16 protein-coding genes and 1 pseudogene are annotated in these 15,468 nt (G+C 35.0%); 11 read left to right on the forward strand and 6 right to left on the reverse strand.

The window, feature by feature from the left end; genetic code table 11:
* Nucleotides 1-21: 21 nt before the first annotated feature.
* From hpf to arfB (H4J75_RS10195), 3 genes are all read left to right on the forward strand, one after another.
* Entirely contained in the window at nt 22-378 is a 357-nt protein-coding gene (hpf, locus tag H4J75_RS10185; protein ID WP_070376060.1) for a ribosome hibernation-promoting factor, HPF/YfiA family, read from the forward strand.
* A 123-nt stretch (nt 379-501) separates the two neighbouring features.
* Entirely contained in the window at nt 502-624 is a 123-nt protein-coding gene (locus H4J75_RS10190; RefSeq protein ID WP_182222058.1) for a hypothetical protein, read from the forward strand.
* The gene (gene arfB / locus H4J75_RS10195; RefSeq protein WP_182222059.1) at nt 618-1,031 is read left to right on the forward strand and encodes an alternative ribosome rescue aminoacyl-tRNA hydrolase ArfB; all 414 of its coding nucleotides are present in this window, start codon (nt 618-620) and stop codon (nt 1,029-1,031) included. Before H4J75_RS10190 ends, arfB (H4J75_RS10195) begins: the two co-directional genes overlap by 7 nt.
* 16 nt (nt 1,032-1,047) lie before the next feature.
* Here arfB (H4J75_RS10195) and H4J75_RS10200 read toward each other — a convergent pair whose 3' ends face one another.
* Complete coding sequence (locus H4J75_RS10200; protein ID WP_182222060.1) at nt 1,048-1,947, reverse strand: hypothetical protein; 900 nt, start codon at nt 1,945-1,947, stop codon at nt 1,048-1,050.
* A 504-nt stretch (nt 1,948-2,451) separates the two neighbouring features.
* Between H4J75_RS10200 and H4J75_RS10205 the strand changes: the two genes are divergently transcribed.
* From H4J75_RS10205 to H4J75_RS10215, 3 genes are all read left to right on the forward strand, one after another.
* A complete protein-coding gene (locus H4J75_RS10205; protein ID WP_182222061.1) occupies nt 2,452-3,030 on the forward strand; it encodes a recombinase family protein in 579 nt (192 codons plus the stop codon).
* Nucleotides 3,031-3,417: 387 nt separating this feature from the next.
* Nucleotides 3,418-4,596 (forward strand): primase-helicase family protein, encoded by a 1,179-nt coding sequence (locus H4J75_RS10210; RefSeq protein ID WP_182222062.1) that lies wholly within the window; start codon nt 3,418-3,420, stop codon nt 4,594-4,596.
* Between the two features lie 299 nt (nt 4,597-4,895).
* The gene (locus H4J75_RS10215; RefSeq protein WP_182222063.1) at nt 4,896-5,204 is read left to right on the forward strand and encodes a superinfection immunity protein; all 309 of its coding nucleotides are present in this window, start codon (nt 4,896-4,898) and stop codon (nt 5,202-5,204) included.
* A gap of 101 nt (nt 5,205-5,305) precedes the next feature.
* On the opposite strand, the gene H4J75_RS10220 is transcribed toward H4J75_RS10215, so the two are convergent.
* Complete coding sequence (locus tag H4J75_RS10220) at nt 5,306-6,847, reverse strand: recombinase family protein (RefSeq protein ID WP_182222064.1); 1,542 nt, start codon at nt 6,845-6,847, stop codon at nt 5,306-5,308.
* A 45-nt stretch (nt 6,848-6,892) separates the two neighbouring features.
* Between H4J75_RS10220 and arfB (H4J75_RS10225) the strand changes: the two are divergent.
* Nucleotides 6,893-7,237, forward strand: a pseudogene (gene arfB, locus H4J75_RS10225) (alternative ribosome rescue aminoacyl-tRNA hydrolase ArfB); the annotation flags it as partial.
* Nucleotides 7,238-7,247: 10 nt separating this feature from the next.
* Here the strand turns inward: arfB (H4J75_RS10225) and H4J75_RS10230 are convergent.
* From H4J75_RS10230 to lepB, 3 genes are all read right to left on the reverse strand, one after another.
* Nucleotides 7,248-8,018: a peptidylprolyl isomerase gene (locus H4J75_RS10230; protein WP_182222065.1), complete on the reverse strand. Its 771-nt coding sequence runs from the start codon at nt 8,016-8,018 to the stop codon at nt 7,248-7,250.
* Between the two features lie 280 nt (nt 8,019-8,298).
* Nucleotides 8,299-9,393, reverse strand: coding sequence for an HDOD domain-containing protein (locus H4J75_RS10235; RefSeq protein ID WP_182222066.1), 1,095 nt, complete (start codon nt 9,391-9,393; stop codon nt 8,299-8,301).
* Between the two features lie 148 nt (nt 9,394-9,541).
* Nucleotides 9,542-10,204 (reverse strand): signal peptidase I, encoded by a 663-nt coding sequence (gene lepB / locus H4J75_RS10240; protein ID WP_182215073.1) that lies wholly within the window; start codon nt 10,202-10,204, stop codon nt 9,542-9,544.
* A gap of 413 nt (nt 10,205-10,617) precedes the next feature.
* Here lepB and H4J75_RS10245 point away from each other — a divergent pair, with 413 nt between their 5' ends.
* The 4 genes from H4J75_RS10245 (at nt 10,618) to H4J75_RS10260 (ending at nt 13,874) form a co-directional block, all read left to right on the forward strand.
* On the forward strand, nt 10,618-11,166 hold the full coding sequence (locus tag H4J75_RS10245) for an RNA methyltransferase (protein ID WP_182215072.1): 549 nt from the start codon (nt 10,618-10,620) through the stop codon (nt 11,164-11,166).
* 282 nt (nt 11,167-11,448) lie between these two features.
* A complete protein-coding gene (locus tag H4J75_RS10250; RefSeq protein WP_070376065.1) occupies nt 11,449-11,655 on the forward strand; it encodes a cold-shock protein in 207 nt (68 codons plus the stop codon).
* A 119-nt stretch (nt 11,656-11,774) separates the two neighbouring features.
* On the forward strand, nt 11,775-12,899 hold the full coding sequence (zapE, locus tag H4J75_RS10255) for a cell division protein ZapE (RefSeq protein WP_182222067.1): 1,125 nt from the start codon (nt 11,775-11,777) through the stop codon (nt 12,897-12,899).
* Nucleotides 12,900-13,064: 165 nt separating this feature from the next.
* Nucleotides 13,065-13,874, forward strand: a complete 810-nt coding sequence (locus H4J75_RS10260) for a DUF2884 family protein (protein ID WP_182222068.1) — start codon at nt 13,065-13,067, stop codon at nt 13,872-13,874.
* 128 nt (nt 13,875-14,002) lie between these two features.
* Here the strand turns inward: H4J75_RS10260 and H4J75_RS10265 are convergent, their stop codons facing one another.
* Nucleotides 14,003-15,229: an EAL and HDOD domain-containing protein gene (locus tag H4J75_RS10265; RefSeq protein ID WP_182222069.1), complete on the reverse strand. Its 1,227-nt coding sequence runs from the start codon at nt 15,227-15,229 to the stop codon at nt 14,003-14,005.
* Nucleotides 15,230-15,468: the final 239 nt, after the last annotated feature.

A 15,468-nucleotide genomic window follows, 5' to 3' on the forward strand; every position in this document is an offset into this window, starting at 1 on the left:
CAATAAACAAAAGGAATACCTATGAAAATAAATCTTTCAGGTCACCACGTAGATGTTACCGATGGTGTAAAAGAACATATCGATGAAAAATTCTTAAAAATTTCTAACCATTTTCCAACGCTGATCTCATTAGACATTATTCTTTCAAAAGAGCATGGAAAATATGGAGCAGAAATAACAACAAATTATGAAGGTGGTCGTATTGCTGTATCAGCAGAAGACGATGTCATGTTTCCCGCAATTGCTAGTGTAGCCAAAAAGCTTGATGCCGCACTTAAACATAGAAAAGGCCAATTAAAAGCAAATTTACACAGTAAGCCTGTTTCAGTTACGCCTGAAATTGCCCATGAGAAAGTTCAAGAAATGAATTTGAACTAATTTCAAAGTAGTTATACTTAAATGTTTACGGGAGCTATTGCTCCCGTTTTAGTTTCTAGCTTATTATTATCATTATGAATGGTATACTTAACGTGTGAATAAATAAGGTAGTAGAAGTAAAATATGTTGGCCCTTTCAAATAATGTCTGGTTAGATCAAAATGAACTCGAGTTAACCGCTATTCGTGCACAAGGGGCGGGTGGACAAAATGTCAATAACTTTTGGTTGATTAGACCCCTGTGTTAGAAATAAGCAATAACGTCACCCTAGCAGATTGGGAGGTAGAGCTTAATGCAATCCGTTCACAAGGTAATGGTGGACAACGTGTAAATAAGGTTGCTACAGGGATTCACTTAAGGTTTGACATTAATAGGTCATCTCTACCTTCATTATATAAGGAAAAATTACTTAAACTTTCTGATAGTCGTGTGACCAAAGATGGTGTGATTATTATTAAAGCACAGTCTTTTAGAACTCAAGACCAGAACAAAGATGATGCTTTAAAGCGATTGAAGGAGTTAATAGTTAGCGCCGTGGTAGTTCAGAGGTCTAGGAAAGCCACCAAGCCTACCAGAGGTTCACAGCGTAGACGTATGGATAGTAAAACTAAAGCTGGTAGTACCAAGAAACTTAGAGGAAAAGTTAACTTATAACTCCCATGCTTAGCTTCTATCTACCTTTTCTAGCCAGCCTGTTTATGGCACTAGTTAGTTCAGCATCATCTTTCAATGCAGAATCTAATCTTTCTGAGAATTGAAACAAAACCAATTTAATGTCGTGAGCATTCTCTAAGCATTCCTCGTCAGTATGGTTGTGAAGGCCTTCACTTAACGCTTGGTAGAGAAGTTTTAGTGGGTCATAACCACTTATTTTTAAACCATCTGGTAAAGCAGTTTTAATCTTGTCTACAGCTTTTGTGAATTGAGTCTCAGCTTTAGCATCTGTTAATTCTTGGATTAAAGTTTCATTACCAGTAGTTAGGTTTAGTACCTTAATAATTTCGTCAAAGATTTTGTCTTTTTGTGAATCTATCACTCTACGGTAGTATGAGAATGCACCAATACCCATGCCTTGGTTTTCACTAATTGAACCTTTGAAGAACAGATTTCTTTCCTTACCAATAAGCTTAGATGCCTTTTTAGGGATAGCTTTACCGTGGCGTGGTTGTTGGCCTACCTTTTGAATTCGGAAAATAGTGTCATTGTTAGCATTTCCGTTTACTGTAGGTGTAATCTCAAGGTAAAATTCATAACTCTTCTGCTTACAATTACAACACCTGAATGCAACCCTGTTTATTGATGGGCAATTTAGGTCTAGATGTTGCTGAGTGGTGCTTAGCATCTCGAAGTAGGTGTAATTATTACAGCCATCTGAACCACAGTAGAGGCTAGGTTGTAGCTTGCCAGATAGTTGTGTGGTTTTTTCTACTATTTTCCTTTGCTCCAGCGCAGCAAGTCCTTTGTTTTGTTCCTGTCTCTTTACTGTGATATCACATAGGAACCCTGAAACATCGACTGGTGTGTATAAAGGTACATCATCTAATAACTGGTTAAAGGTAACTTGACTCATGGGTAATCCTACTTAGTAAATACTATTAGCTACACGCTATCACATTATTTGGGGGTTAACCTTCAATAAACAAGGTGTTAGTTGTAATTATAAAAACCTACTTCCTTATTTTTAGGCTTGATTATTTTTAACCATACCAAACAACCACGAATGTAAAATCCAATGTAAAGGTACTTAGTGCGTAATAAGGTCTTTGTCTAAATTTACGTAGCAATTTTAAAATCCCTATCAATTGACTATGGCGTAACGAGGTAGCTTAGGCTTATATCAATCCACTCTTTTATCATCCATACGATAGGTTTATCTTCTAAGTCTGTTAGTGGTAAATCTCTGCATAGGCTTTCATTAAACATGGATAGGGTCTTGATGTGTCCGTCATTCAATCTTAGTTGCATGTCCGATTGTAGGTGTTTAATTCGTACAGTGTCCGTAATTGGTCTTGACAGTATTTCGTACATCATGTATCGTACTGTCCATTACTACATAGTTTCGTACAGGTGCTTTATGATGTTTGGGTATGCAAGAGTTAGTACACAAGACCAAGATTTAGAGTCGCAAATTGACTCTTTACGTGAATATGGTTGCGAGAAGGTTTTCTCAGGTAAGCAGTCTGGTAAATCAGATGAGAACTTTGAAAAACTATCAGAGCTTATAGATTACATAAGGAGTGGCGACAAGGTGGTTGTTACTAAGTTTGACAGGCTCGGTAGAAGTCTTAATCAAGTTTTACAGGTACTTCAAAGCATTACTGATAAAGGTGCGACATTGGTCACTTTAGACGGTCAGGTTGATACCAGTGATAGCTCACCCATGAATAAAGCAATGGTACATCTATTGGGGTTATTTGCTGAGCTTGAGCATTCAATTATTGTTGATAGATTACAGTCTGGTAGAGAAAGGACAGGAAAAAAGGGTGGGAGAAAGAAGTCCACCACACCTCAGCAACAGGATGAAATTATGGAAAAACTTGCTGTTGGTGAAAGTGTTAGCGCACTTGCTCGGGAGTATGGCGTTAGTAGGCAGTCAATAATGAGATTAAGAGATTCATTTCCTAATTTGAAAGGTACAACAAAGAACCTATAAGACAATTGATGGAGTTTGACGAGGTTTGTTTTTAGGGCGTCATTCTTTTGTGTGTTGTCGTCGTTCATTTGATTGTTATCAGGTGAAAATGTAATTTGTGTAAATGTTTAAGCTCGTCTTTAACGATTCCTAAAGCTACCTCTCAGGAGTGTTCAGAATCGGTTAATCACGGGCTTTTCTGTGTCTGTAAGTAAGTGTGTTTATCGCCATAAATTAAAAGATTAACAATAGAATGTCGTAGTATTTTTTATTGTAAATGAAGCGACTGTAGGGCTGAAGCGCACGTCCTGAAAAGGGTGTGTCAAATGGTTCTGTGGTAATTGAATTGATTAACTAAAGAGAGAGAGGGCTATTAAGCTATCTAATTAAAAAGTATAAGGAGTATGTATGTTTAAATTACCAAAAGAGGTTAAAAGTTATATAGAAGAGAGTTTTTATAAAACCACCAGTAAGCAAGGGTATCTTGTTTATCATCGTGTTGAAGATGATACGAACATAAACTATGGTGAAATTCAGTCTTTGGTTAGAAGGAGGGTTGATGGGATTGATAATAAGGAAGACGTTGATGCTGTAATACTGTCAGCAGTTCCTTTAGTTAGAAAGGTTATTTATAAGCCTGTTGTAAGTAATGGTCACCTAATTGATAAAAGTGTTGCAACATTAGATTATAACTTGAATACCTATAAACCATCAATTTTCCAATTAGAAAAGTCATCAGAGCAAGCTATCCCAGATATGTTTGATTTGTACTTTAAGAGATTGTTTCCAGATGATGTTATTAGGATGGGGGTTTTGTGTTGGTTGGCAGGATTGGTTCACAAGCCTCAAGATGTGTTTGGTTTTGCTCCTGTATTGGTTGGAGATAGTGGTACAGGAAAGTCCTTTTTAATAGACTCTATAGTTAAGCCTTTAATTGGTGATTCAAATTATCAACGTATATCAATGCATCAATTAAAGGGTAAGTTTGCGATAGGTGCATCTAAGAAGAGTTTAATTTTTTGTGATGAGCTTCAAGCAGGAGCGCAAAATAATCTGCTTAACTTGATTGGTAATGAAATGGTCGTAGTCGAAGAGAAAGGTAAGGATGTAGCATCTGAAAAAACTACGGCATCATTTGTCTTTTGCTCTAATCTTCGCATACCTTTTGAACAAGGTGAAAATCTTTATAGAAGGTTAAAACTGCTTCCATATATAGAACATAAAAAAAGTATGTCAGAGACTAAAGATTTTATTGGAAAGCTTGCTAGGTTTATTGATTGTGATGATGGTTTAAGTAAGCTTAATAGTTATTTACTAAAGCTAATAAACGACAATAAAAGTCAAAATTTCATAGCTAAATTACTCACTGTAAAGCGTGAACCAAATATGAAAGATAAAACGTTGAAAGCTATATTGGATGCTGGTGATATAGTTTTCACTGAGAATATTAAAGCAGAGTTAGGATTGTCTAAAGACAGTAACTCTGGCGAGATTACAGGTATTCTTAGGGCTAATGGTTACATTGCATCGGGTTCAAGGAAGAACAAAATAACGGGTAAGAAGAGTAGGTGTTGGGTGAGTTATTAAGTGCTTTCACAATAGTTACTAATTATATAATAGGTGGAGTTTAGCGTCCCATGTGTATCCGTTTGCCTACAAACCTTTAAAAACGAGCATTGAAAAGGGGCGTCTAATATTTTAGGTGTGTTTTGATGTCCCTAAGCGCCCTTTTAATTCATATATAATGGTGGGGTGGTGATACTCGATGACTTTATTTATATAAGATAATTCATTAATAGTTTGAATAATAAAGATTTTTTGTTATCTTAGGGCGGAAATTCCGATAATTAAAGGAATGATGATTAAATCATAAAGGAGATTGGTCGATGGGTGAAGTTAGTATATTTCAAATTATTGTGGTGTTATGTTGTTTTTTTCTTATTTATATTTTTTTATTGCCTACTATCATAGCTTTAAAAAAGAACCATCAAGATAGAACATCAATTATTTTAATAAATATATTGTTGGGGTGGTTTTTAATTGGCTGGGTTGTTGCTTTGGTTTGGGCTCTTAAGAAGACTGAAGTTGGTAATGTCGGTCATGCTGATGAATTGGAGAAACTGTATTCTTTGAAGGAAAAAGGAATCATAACTGAAGATGAATTCTCTAGAAAAAAAGCAAGTTTAATTTCTTAGATATATTAATGGAATGCCTCTTCAGTTGCATCAATGATAACTAGAGTCTATCAGTGCAAAACACCCTCTGTATGCTCCTGTAAGTGGCTCTGGTGCGAGCATTAACAAGGTTTGTAGTCTAGGTCTAAAGTTGTCACTAAGCCTTCTGTTGTTAGTGTGATGGTGTTATCAGCTTTGTTTAGGGTAATGCCATTGCTAAACCGTTTCTTTAGCATTCTGTTAAGTTTAGCCCTGTGCTGGTAGTCGTTAGTTTCTTTTGCTTCAAAGTTTAAGGTTTTAAAGCTTGTTATGAAGTCGGTATAGTTATAAGTGCCACTTGTTTTAACTTGGAAGTTATCTATTTCTTCTTTCTGCTTTGTGATATTTGTAGTGAACTGTTGAACTTTGCGTTTGGTAGCGTCACTGTTGTAATCAGTTATCATGTCCATGTATGCTTCGTAGTTACTTTCAAGGTCATCTAATTTAGCTTGCTTAGCTTCTAGGGTTTCCTGTTCATCTTGCTCTGGTGGCTTAAGGAATGGGTCAGTGAAGTAGCTCGAATTGAGCTTATAAGACATTGCTAGAATCTGTTGTTCTATTTCTTCGTAACGGTAACTGGTGTATTTACAGCCACGGCCAACTTTAGCTTTACAGCAAACTAAATAGTTCTGAGGTTTAGTATTTGGTTTTCGTTTACCTTTTTGAACGAAGTGTAATGGTGAGTCACACTTACCACACTTAGCAACACCTTGAAGTAAGTTATTAAAGCTATCTCCACGTCTACCACCTTTTGAAGAGCCAGCGTTCTTCCTTTCATTTCTTGAAGATGCAGATTTATAATACATTTCTTCGCTTATTACTTGTGGATAATAATCTGGTACTACGTCACCTACTGGGGTCGTTTTACCTTCACGTCTAAGTTTGGGTTGGTAGTGTCCTAATACCATCTTATTAGTTAATAGTTCACGTACAGAAGAACTAGCCCATGTACCACCTCTCGAACTTGGTATGCCTTCTTTATTAAGTTGTTCAGCTATTTTAGATTGACCTAAGCCATCAATAGATAGTTGAAATACATGCTTTACATCAGTTACACGAGATTTATCTACTATGAAGTGTGTTCTATCATCAGCCAAGGTTAACCAGAAAGGACAAAACTTAGTTAGCTTAACGGTGGATACATTCTCACGCTTTCTGTCCCATTGGTGACGCATCCGTTTAGACTTTGTTTCACTTTCTTCATAAGCCCTAGACATTATTATAATTGCCATTATTAGGTCAGTCATTTCAACGTCTTTGGTATAACGTCTCTTGTCATGAAGAGTTACAATGTCAACATGTTCAAGTAATGATAGAAATAACTTTACTGCTACATTTACTTTTTGTCTGGTTAGTCGGTCAAAGTTTTCAATGATAAGTACACCACCTTTCTTAACTAAGCCTTCTTCACATGCGTTGATGAATAAGCTTAGACCTGCTTCTGTCGATAAGTTAGCACCAGTGAAGCCTGACTTACCCAAATCTTGAAAAGAAAGTTCGTTGTCTAATTCAAGGCTGTGTTCATCGCAATAGGTAATGACGCTCTCTTGTTGGCGACTTAATGAGCCACCTTGAAGTTGACGCTTTAAACTAAATCTAATGTAAGAATAGGCTTTGTTTTTCATTGTAGGGTAGGTTGTGCTTGTTTTGTTTTTGGGAAATGAAGTATAGGTCTATTTAGTCAAAATGTGAATAAAGTATCGTCAGCGATTCATTTACGTTTTGATATTAAGGCATCGTCTTTACCTGATTTTTATAAAGAACGTTTATTAGCATTAAAAGATAAACGTATCACTAAAGAGGGAATTTTAGTTCTCAAGGCGCAACAGTATAGAACACAAGAGAAAAATCGTGAATCTGCGCTTGAGCGTGTTGTTGAAGTGATTAAATCAGCAATGGTTATTCAAAAGGTTCGAAGAGAAACTAAACCATCAAAAAATTCCAAAAAAAGACGCTTAGCGGGTAAATCTCACCGCGGCAATGTAAAAGCACTCCGCGGCAAGGTCACTGACTAGTTAACATTGGTTAAGATATTTTCATTTTACGTCGTAAGCCGACTAAAGATAATGCCAGTAATGCAAAGTAGGATAAGCTACCGCCACCGCTACTATCACTTGAACTGCTCTCCTGATTAATCAGCGTATTTTTTACCGGAGATAGGCTTTCAGCCGTTGTGGTTGAACTATTTGAAATGGTAACAGTACGAATGGTTACAAAATTTTCATTTGCAGGTACAAAATTACTATTAGCACATTGCTCGTCGGTATAGTCTGGCATTGGTATACTTTGACAAATGGGTAACTGGGCTATTTTATCAATATTATCCATACCTTCAATAACTTCACCAAACACCGTGAAACCACCATTTTGTATATCTAAGTTAGCGCTATTATCTTTATAATTAATAAACCACTGACTGGTTGCACTATTAGGACTGTTTCCTACTTTTGCCATCGCGACAGTTGCTCTAACATTTGAATACAAGGGTTCATTTTCTACGGAACTATCGACATCAATGGCCGTTAATGGAAAGTTTCCGTTAAATTCAAAGCCTCCCGCTTGCATAATAAAGTTAGGCACTAAGCGATGAACAACAGTATTGTTGAAATCCCCGTCGTTAATGTACTTTAAAAAATTTTCTACTGTTTTAGGTGTGGTTTGATCGTGTAAGTTAATTTTGAAATTCCCTTGAGAAGTTTCAAATTCAACAATTGTCGCATTACTCGATACTGATAATAGTGTCGCAATAGAAAATGCACCCGCTAGTACGAGTGATTTAGGAGAATTTTTATACATAGTAACCTTAAATTTATTAGGGATAATAATAGTTGAATACAATGCTAGAGATACTAAAAGTATTAGTCTAAAACAACAAGAGCTTTTCTTACCTGTAAATTTGATTTTGTGGTTGTAGCATTTTTTTTCAGCATATCAATGAGGCTATAAAAGAGGTGAGAACTGATAACGTATATCGTTATTAACGACATACGTTAAATAAATACCAGAATCATCGTCAGAAAAAGTATACCTTTTAAGCTGATGAACGTTATTACCTTAACAGCCCTCAATAGGTATTTTACTCAGTAGTCACTGGCAATACATTTAATGCATAGGCTTTAACTTGCTCATTTTTAAGTTGTTGGCAAGCGAGTTCATATTGCTCTTGATTGACTTTTTTATAACTATATAAACTTTGCAATTTACTGATAAAGCTCGCTTCTTCAATGAGCGTGGCTAAAGGGGATTTTATCAGTTGTTTATTTTCTTGCTGTTTAATAGTCTCAATGATCATTGGCGGTAAATTCCATTTTGAAACAATCGCGGCGGTTAAGCTAATCGAGTGATATGAAATTAAGGCTTTAAAGGTTTGAGAACTAGGTGTCGCGGATGGGTCAACATGATGAAACGCTTCAACCATTAAGTCGAAGATAATCATTTCTCCTAAATTCATTAATAAGCCAATCAAATAGGCGGCAGAAGCATTATCTATATTAGAACTTTTGTCAGCTAAGTCTTTTGATATTAGAGCTGTTTGTAAAGCATGTTGCCAAATTTTAGTGCCAAAATATTTGAAATATGGCGTGTTTTTTGGGCTAAAATTATTAATAAACACATAAACAACGCCTTCTAGTAATCCTTGAGACCCCATCACCATAAAAGCTGACTTTAAACTGACTATCGGCACATCACTTCGACGGTATTTAGCCGTATTAGCGAGTTTTATCATGCTGGCCGCCATACTGGGTTCTTTCGCAATGATGTTTAAAATTTCATTAACATTAAAATTTTTGTTATTTATTGCTGTTAATACAGCATCAACAGAAGCTGGCATAACGGGAAGTTCAGAAATTAAATTTTGTGGGCGTAACAGTAAGTCATTTATTTGGTCAGCTACATAATCACTAAGAGGATCAATTTTATTGATATACTGAGTGTCGTCATCCCCAAACAATAAATCAAAAAACAACTTATCGTAATCTATTTCTTGATGATCCTTTATTTGGCCAGCTAAGTTATCTATTTGTGAAAAAAGTGGTTCCTGAGAGACAGATATATTAGCTGTGTTATTACTTTCTTCTTCACTTCTTAGCAGATGAAAATATTCATAGTTAGGTGTAGTTTTCTTAACAAAAGCTGAAGGGAAAATAGCTCTAAGAAGCGATCTAAACATGAAGGGGAATACCTTTATCAATTCACTGAATATAAATATAAGTTTAGATATAAATTCGTTTATTATCGAGATTAAAATAAAAAAGTCGTCTGAATTTACCTAATGTGATTTAAAATCTGAGCAAAAGGTACCAGTAGTTAACAAACATTTAAAGTGAATGAAAAAAACGATTAGTGCGTGGTAAAAAGTTATTATTGTAATCTAGAGAAAAAGCGACTTGACTAGATTTTCCAACAATTTCCTTCCTTGGCACTAAGCCAATTACCCGTGAATCTGCACTATTATCTCGGTTGTCGCCCAGAACTAAATACTGACCAGTAGGCACTATAACTTGGTTGAAGTTATCCAATTGTGACGCCAACTTACTGGTTCGAATAAAATGTGGCTGGCCATTGATCGTCTCAATCTTGTCGTGGTAATTGTTCGATGGCAGGTTTGTTGTTGATTCTTTTTTGTAGCTAATCACTTGGTTGTTTATAATTAATTTATTGTTTCTCATAGTAACTGTATCACCTGGAACACCAATTACACGTTTTACTAAACGTTTATCTGAGACCACTGAATCAAAAATAATGATGTCATTGGTTTGTGGTTCGGAAAGTGTAACAAGAGAAATATGAGTGAAGGGTAAGCGAATATCATAAGCCATTTTATTAATAAAAATTCTATCGCCTTCAACAATTGTTGGTTTCATCGAACCTGTAGGTACGTCACTCCAGTCAGCGACAGCGCTACGAAAAACTAACATTAAACCAATAAAAATAAATAATAACTTATTTTCTTTCCATAGTTTCTTGAGACTATTTTTCATTTTATTTCCTTTTAAATATTGATGACACAGGTATAGTTATTAACAGAAAATCTTAGTTTATTATGACCATTATTTTTTGATTTGTTGCTTATGAAATGTAACGGATTATGACAACTTTACTGTTTAACAAGGAAAGAGCTCATGAATAATGCGTTAATAATAGCTTTGTATAACTTTTAAAAAGTAAACTTCGTTGGTCACTTCACTTGCTAGTGTGAAACTTATTTAGTGTTCATATCACTATAGGTTTCGAGCTTAAACTATGGATCGCTAAGGTAGACTAGATAAAATCAAACGTTAACTTGAGAACAAATAAAAAATTATTATTTACTTGAATTTTTTATTAAAGCTAAGGAGAATTCCTGTAGAATTTACCTGTATTTGTAAAGTAACTAACCAAAACGATTATATTAATGACTAAAAAGATAAAAGTACCGTTAAAACATAAAAACGCTGAATCAGCTGAGATAACCTTAGGTTTAACCGATCCTAAAAGCCCAAGTAATGTTGGTGCTGTAATGCGCGCAGCAGGATGTTATCAAGTTGATAGCGTACTCTACAGTGGTGTTAGGTATGCAAGAGCTGCGAAATTTCATACCGACACACAAAGTGCCAGTAAAAAAATACCTTTAATTGGTGTTGAATCTTTGGTGGAAAGTTTACCCGAAGGGAGCAAGCTAATATGTGTTGATTTAATTGAAGGAGCGGTGCCATTGCCGGCCTTCATTCACCCTAAAAATGCTATGTATGTGTTTGGCCCTGAAGATGGCACTATTAGTCAGGCTGTTATCGATAAAGCTGATGCTGTGGTATATATTCCAACGAATGGTTGTATGAACTTGGCAGCTACAGTAAATGTTTTACTTTATGACCGCTTAGCAAAGTCTGCAATAGCTATTGGTGACGATGAACTTATCCGAAAAAGTAGAGATACAAATAACACGGTAAAAGTGAAACAGTAAAATGGCTTGTTGATAGTGTTAACCTAACGGTTTGTTCATAAAACAAACAAAAGAATTAATAAAGTCGATAAAAAACTTGACTCTTTCTGTCAACGATATACAATGCACGCAGCTAGAAAGTACTACCTATATTTATGTACCAAGTTTCGAAGTTATGTTAGTAGCTCGTCCTGTTTAATAAGTCATAGCAACACTCTCAGCATCATCGTTTTAGTGAATTAAATTTATTTAATGGCTAAAACAAAATTAAGATTAATTATATTAAACAAATAGGATACTATTATGTCTACAACTACTGGTACAGTAAAATGGTTCAACGAGTCTAAAGGTTTTGGTTTCATCGAGCAAGAATCTGGTCCTGACGTTTTCGCACATTTTTCTGCAATCTCTGGCGACGGTTTCAAAACTCTAGCTGAAGGCCAAAAAGTACAGTTTACTGTAACTCAAGGTCAGAAAGGTCCTCAAGCTGAGAACATTCAAGCTCTTTAATTTTGTATCTTGAGCTAACTTAGGTTACCTCATACAAATAAATTGCTAAAAAGGGTAAGACTTATGTCTCACCCTTTTTTTGTGGGAAAAATTTAGTTTCAACGTTTAAAACTTAAGATATGCTTTCAGCTTACCAAGCTCTATCTACTTCGAATAATTTTAAATACGATTATGCACAAGTTAATGCCGTTGCCAAACTTGATGATCTTTCTGAACAAATCTATCAACATGAGCGTAAATCTTGGCTTGCTAAACGACTGAAAAAATCGTCTGCTATTCGTGGTATTTATCTTTATGGGAGAGTCGGTCGTGGTAAAACCATGCTTATGGATCTCTTCTTTCAAAATTTAGCCGTTACAGCTAAAAAACGTATTCACTTTCATCGCTTTATTGAAGAAGTACACCAACAATTAAATTTATGTACAGGACAAAGTGATCCATTAACGTTTATTGCTAAGCAATGGGCTAAAAAGATCAAAGTACTGTGTTTTGATGAGTTTTATGTTTCAGATATTGGTGACGCTATGTTGCTTTCTGGCTTATTTCAGGCGTTCTTTCAACAAGATATTATTTTAATCGCTACCTCTAACTGTCGACCCGAAGAACTTTATCGTAATGGATTACAGCGCGAAAGATTTATGCCTACCATAGATTTAATTAACGATTATTGCCAAGTGTTATCGGTTGATGGTGCTGTAGATCATCGCTTAGACCGTTATGATGAAACCGCAATCGCATATCGTGACTATACTTACCCATTAAATAACAAAACGCTTAGACAAAGGTTTTTAGATATTACGGGTATTGTAGGCACTTCAGGTAATATAACCGTTAACCACCGTAAAATCCCTTTTCAAGCGAAAACAGATACTATTATACTTTTCGATTTTTATGCACTATGTTCTGGTCCTAGAAGTCAGCGAGACTACATTAGCCTAGCTGATCATTTTAAATTAGTATTGCTTGACCAAGTTCCTCAATTTGATGGAGAGCGCATAACGTCTGTTATATCAGGCGTAGAAGATGACTATCAACGCGACGGTAAATTGTTAAGCCAACTTCGCCACTTAGATGATGAAGCTCGGCGCTTTATTGCTGTTGTTGATGAATTTTATGATAGAAATATACGACTTATTATTAATGCTGAAGTTGATATTATTGAGCTTTACCAAGGACAGCAATTAAGTTTTGAGTTCGCTCGCTGCCAATCCCGTCTCATTGAAATGCAACAATTAGCATATTAGCCACAAATGTGTTTATTTCACTAATAAATGGTATTTAATTTTCATTTTATTTTGTGGTTTTCTTGTATCTTATTGAATTTTATTGGTTTTACTAGTTGGCACTAGTTTTGTAATGTCTATATTAAGTTAGGCATTATTTAATCGATAACAATCGAAGGGCATAATATGAAAACACTCATCGCAACAGCACTTATATTGGCAAGCAGCAGTACGTTCGCTTCCACCGCATCTTTTACAAATGACTCATGCAATGCAACAATATCTGGTGGTATTAAAATTACGCCAACCGCCATTGAATTCTCTAAAAGTAAACTGCCACTCTATAAAATTGTTGATAATGAACGATTATATGTCAATGGTGTTCAAGTTGACTTAACAGATAATCAGCAATCCTTGGTTCATGATTATTCGTCTGGCATTAGGGCTGCAGTTCCACAAGTAAAAAGTGTTGCATTGGATGCTATTGATCTTGCGAATGACGGCATTAACTTAGCGTTTAATGAGTTACTAGGCCAAGATAATACGCTGAGTGCTGAAATTACTAGTCAACTTTCAGAGATACGTAAAGAAGTAGATCTGGGCTTAACCAGTGATAATGACATTTATTTTGATGAGGATGGTTTTTCAGGAGAAAACTTTTTCAACGAAGATTTTGAGCAACGTATTGAAAGTGCAATAGAAAAGACGGTGCAAAATTCGATTGGTAGTTTAATGATAGCGGTAGGGCAACAGATGCTTTTCTCTGGTGGCGATATGAACGCTTTTGAATCTCGTATGGAGGATTTCGGTGAAAAAATGGAAAACGAAATGGAATCTCGTGGTGAACAAATTAAAAAAAGTAGTGAAGTACTTTGTCAATCTGTTGTCGACATCGATGCACTTGAAGACAGATTAACTAACGAAATAATAGTGTTAAAAGACTTTAATTTATTAACCACTACTGTTTCATCTAAAAACGCTAAAGAACTTATGTAATTTTAACTAAATACAGATAAACTTCTCTAGCGCCTATTATAGCATGGGTGTGTCTTTCTCTAATCATTGACAATAAACAAGTAAACAATTTGGTTACTTGTTTTTTGTCAATCGACCCATTGACTTAATTAACTGCCATTTGTCATTTGTGACTGCTCGTCAGCCCAAGAAAGTGCTTGGTTGTAATCTCTAATGACTTTTTCCTTTTCTATACCTAACTTCTTCATAACAATAGTGGTTTCATCCCATTGTGCATGTTCTATGTACTCTAATAACTGGATTAATTCAGCCAAGACACCTTTTTTAGTGAGTAAAGAAACCTTTATCTCTTGTGCAAGTGGTAACTTTTCTAAAACAGTTTCAAGTTTTTCATCTAAAATTGCATCAATTAATGATAATAAGCCCGTTAAGAAAGCAATAGATGAATCTATTGGAGCATTAATATCCTTTGAGACAAGTTCACAAAATTTAGCACGAGCCATCGCTGAATTAATTAACTCTGAAGGTTTGTCAGGGTTAACATTTATAGCAAACATCAAACCTAAAAATCGCTTTAATTCTTGTGACCCTAGTGTTACAAGTGCTTGTTTTATTGTTGATATTTCATTGCGTCTGCGAAATATTGCCGAGTTAACATATCTTAATAGTTTATAAGAAAGCGTTACATCGCGTTCAAAGACTGAAGTAATACTGATTAAATCTAATTCGGGTTTTGATGTTTCATAAAGTAACTCAGCCATGGCAATCTGTGATGGAGAGAGACTTTTAGTTTTTATCATCTCAGGCTTAGCAAAGAAAAAGCCTTGGAATAGCTCAAAGCCTAATTCTAGTGCTTGATTATACTCGTCGTAAGTTTCAACTTTTTCTGCAAGCAATTTAATATCAGGGAAATTAGTAATCGCTTGTTTAACTTCTTTAATTTCTTCAATAGTGGATATTTTCCAATCTATTTTTATTATTTTGATATAAGGGAAAAAATGTATCCATACTTTTTTATGTTCATAATCATCTAGTGCTAATGTATAACCTTGTTCATAAAGGTCTTTGCAAATAGCTAATAGCTTTTTACCCGGCTTAACGGTTTCAAGAATTTCAACGACGACTTCATCAGTGGTCAGCATATTTGCGTAACCAAGACTTAATGTTTCAAGGGTAAAATTAATAAAGGCGGGCTTATTACCAGTAAATTCTCCTATACCTAAGTTAAATTTACTTGCTTCAATCATTTTTGTGGTGGCTTCATCGCCATCAATATCAGGAAAAACGTTGTCAATGCTGTCTCTAAATAGCAATTCATAGGCAAAAAGATTTTTGTCTTTATCTAGAATGGGTTGCCTGGCGGCATAAAAATACATAAAAGTTCCTGATCTTTTCGTAACTATATTGAATATATTTGAAAAAGGAGAAATTAGCATCAACTATTTTTATATATTAGTTACTGGCATAAAAACATTACATGGATAATACCTTTAATATAGTTGAAAAGAATAAAAGTATAGTAATAGCAAAATATCTAGTCATACTAGCTTATTCTATTTTTTGCTTAGTAACAGAACTTTTTAACATTTTTTTTACTTAGTAAAAATATAATACT

It is taken from the genome of Colwellia sp. BRX10-1, assembly GCF_014077545.1.
Taxonomy (GTDB): Bacteria; Pseudomonadota; Gammaproteobacteria; order Enterobacterales; family Alteromonadaceae; genus Colwellia_A.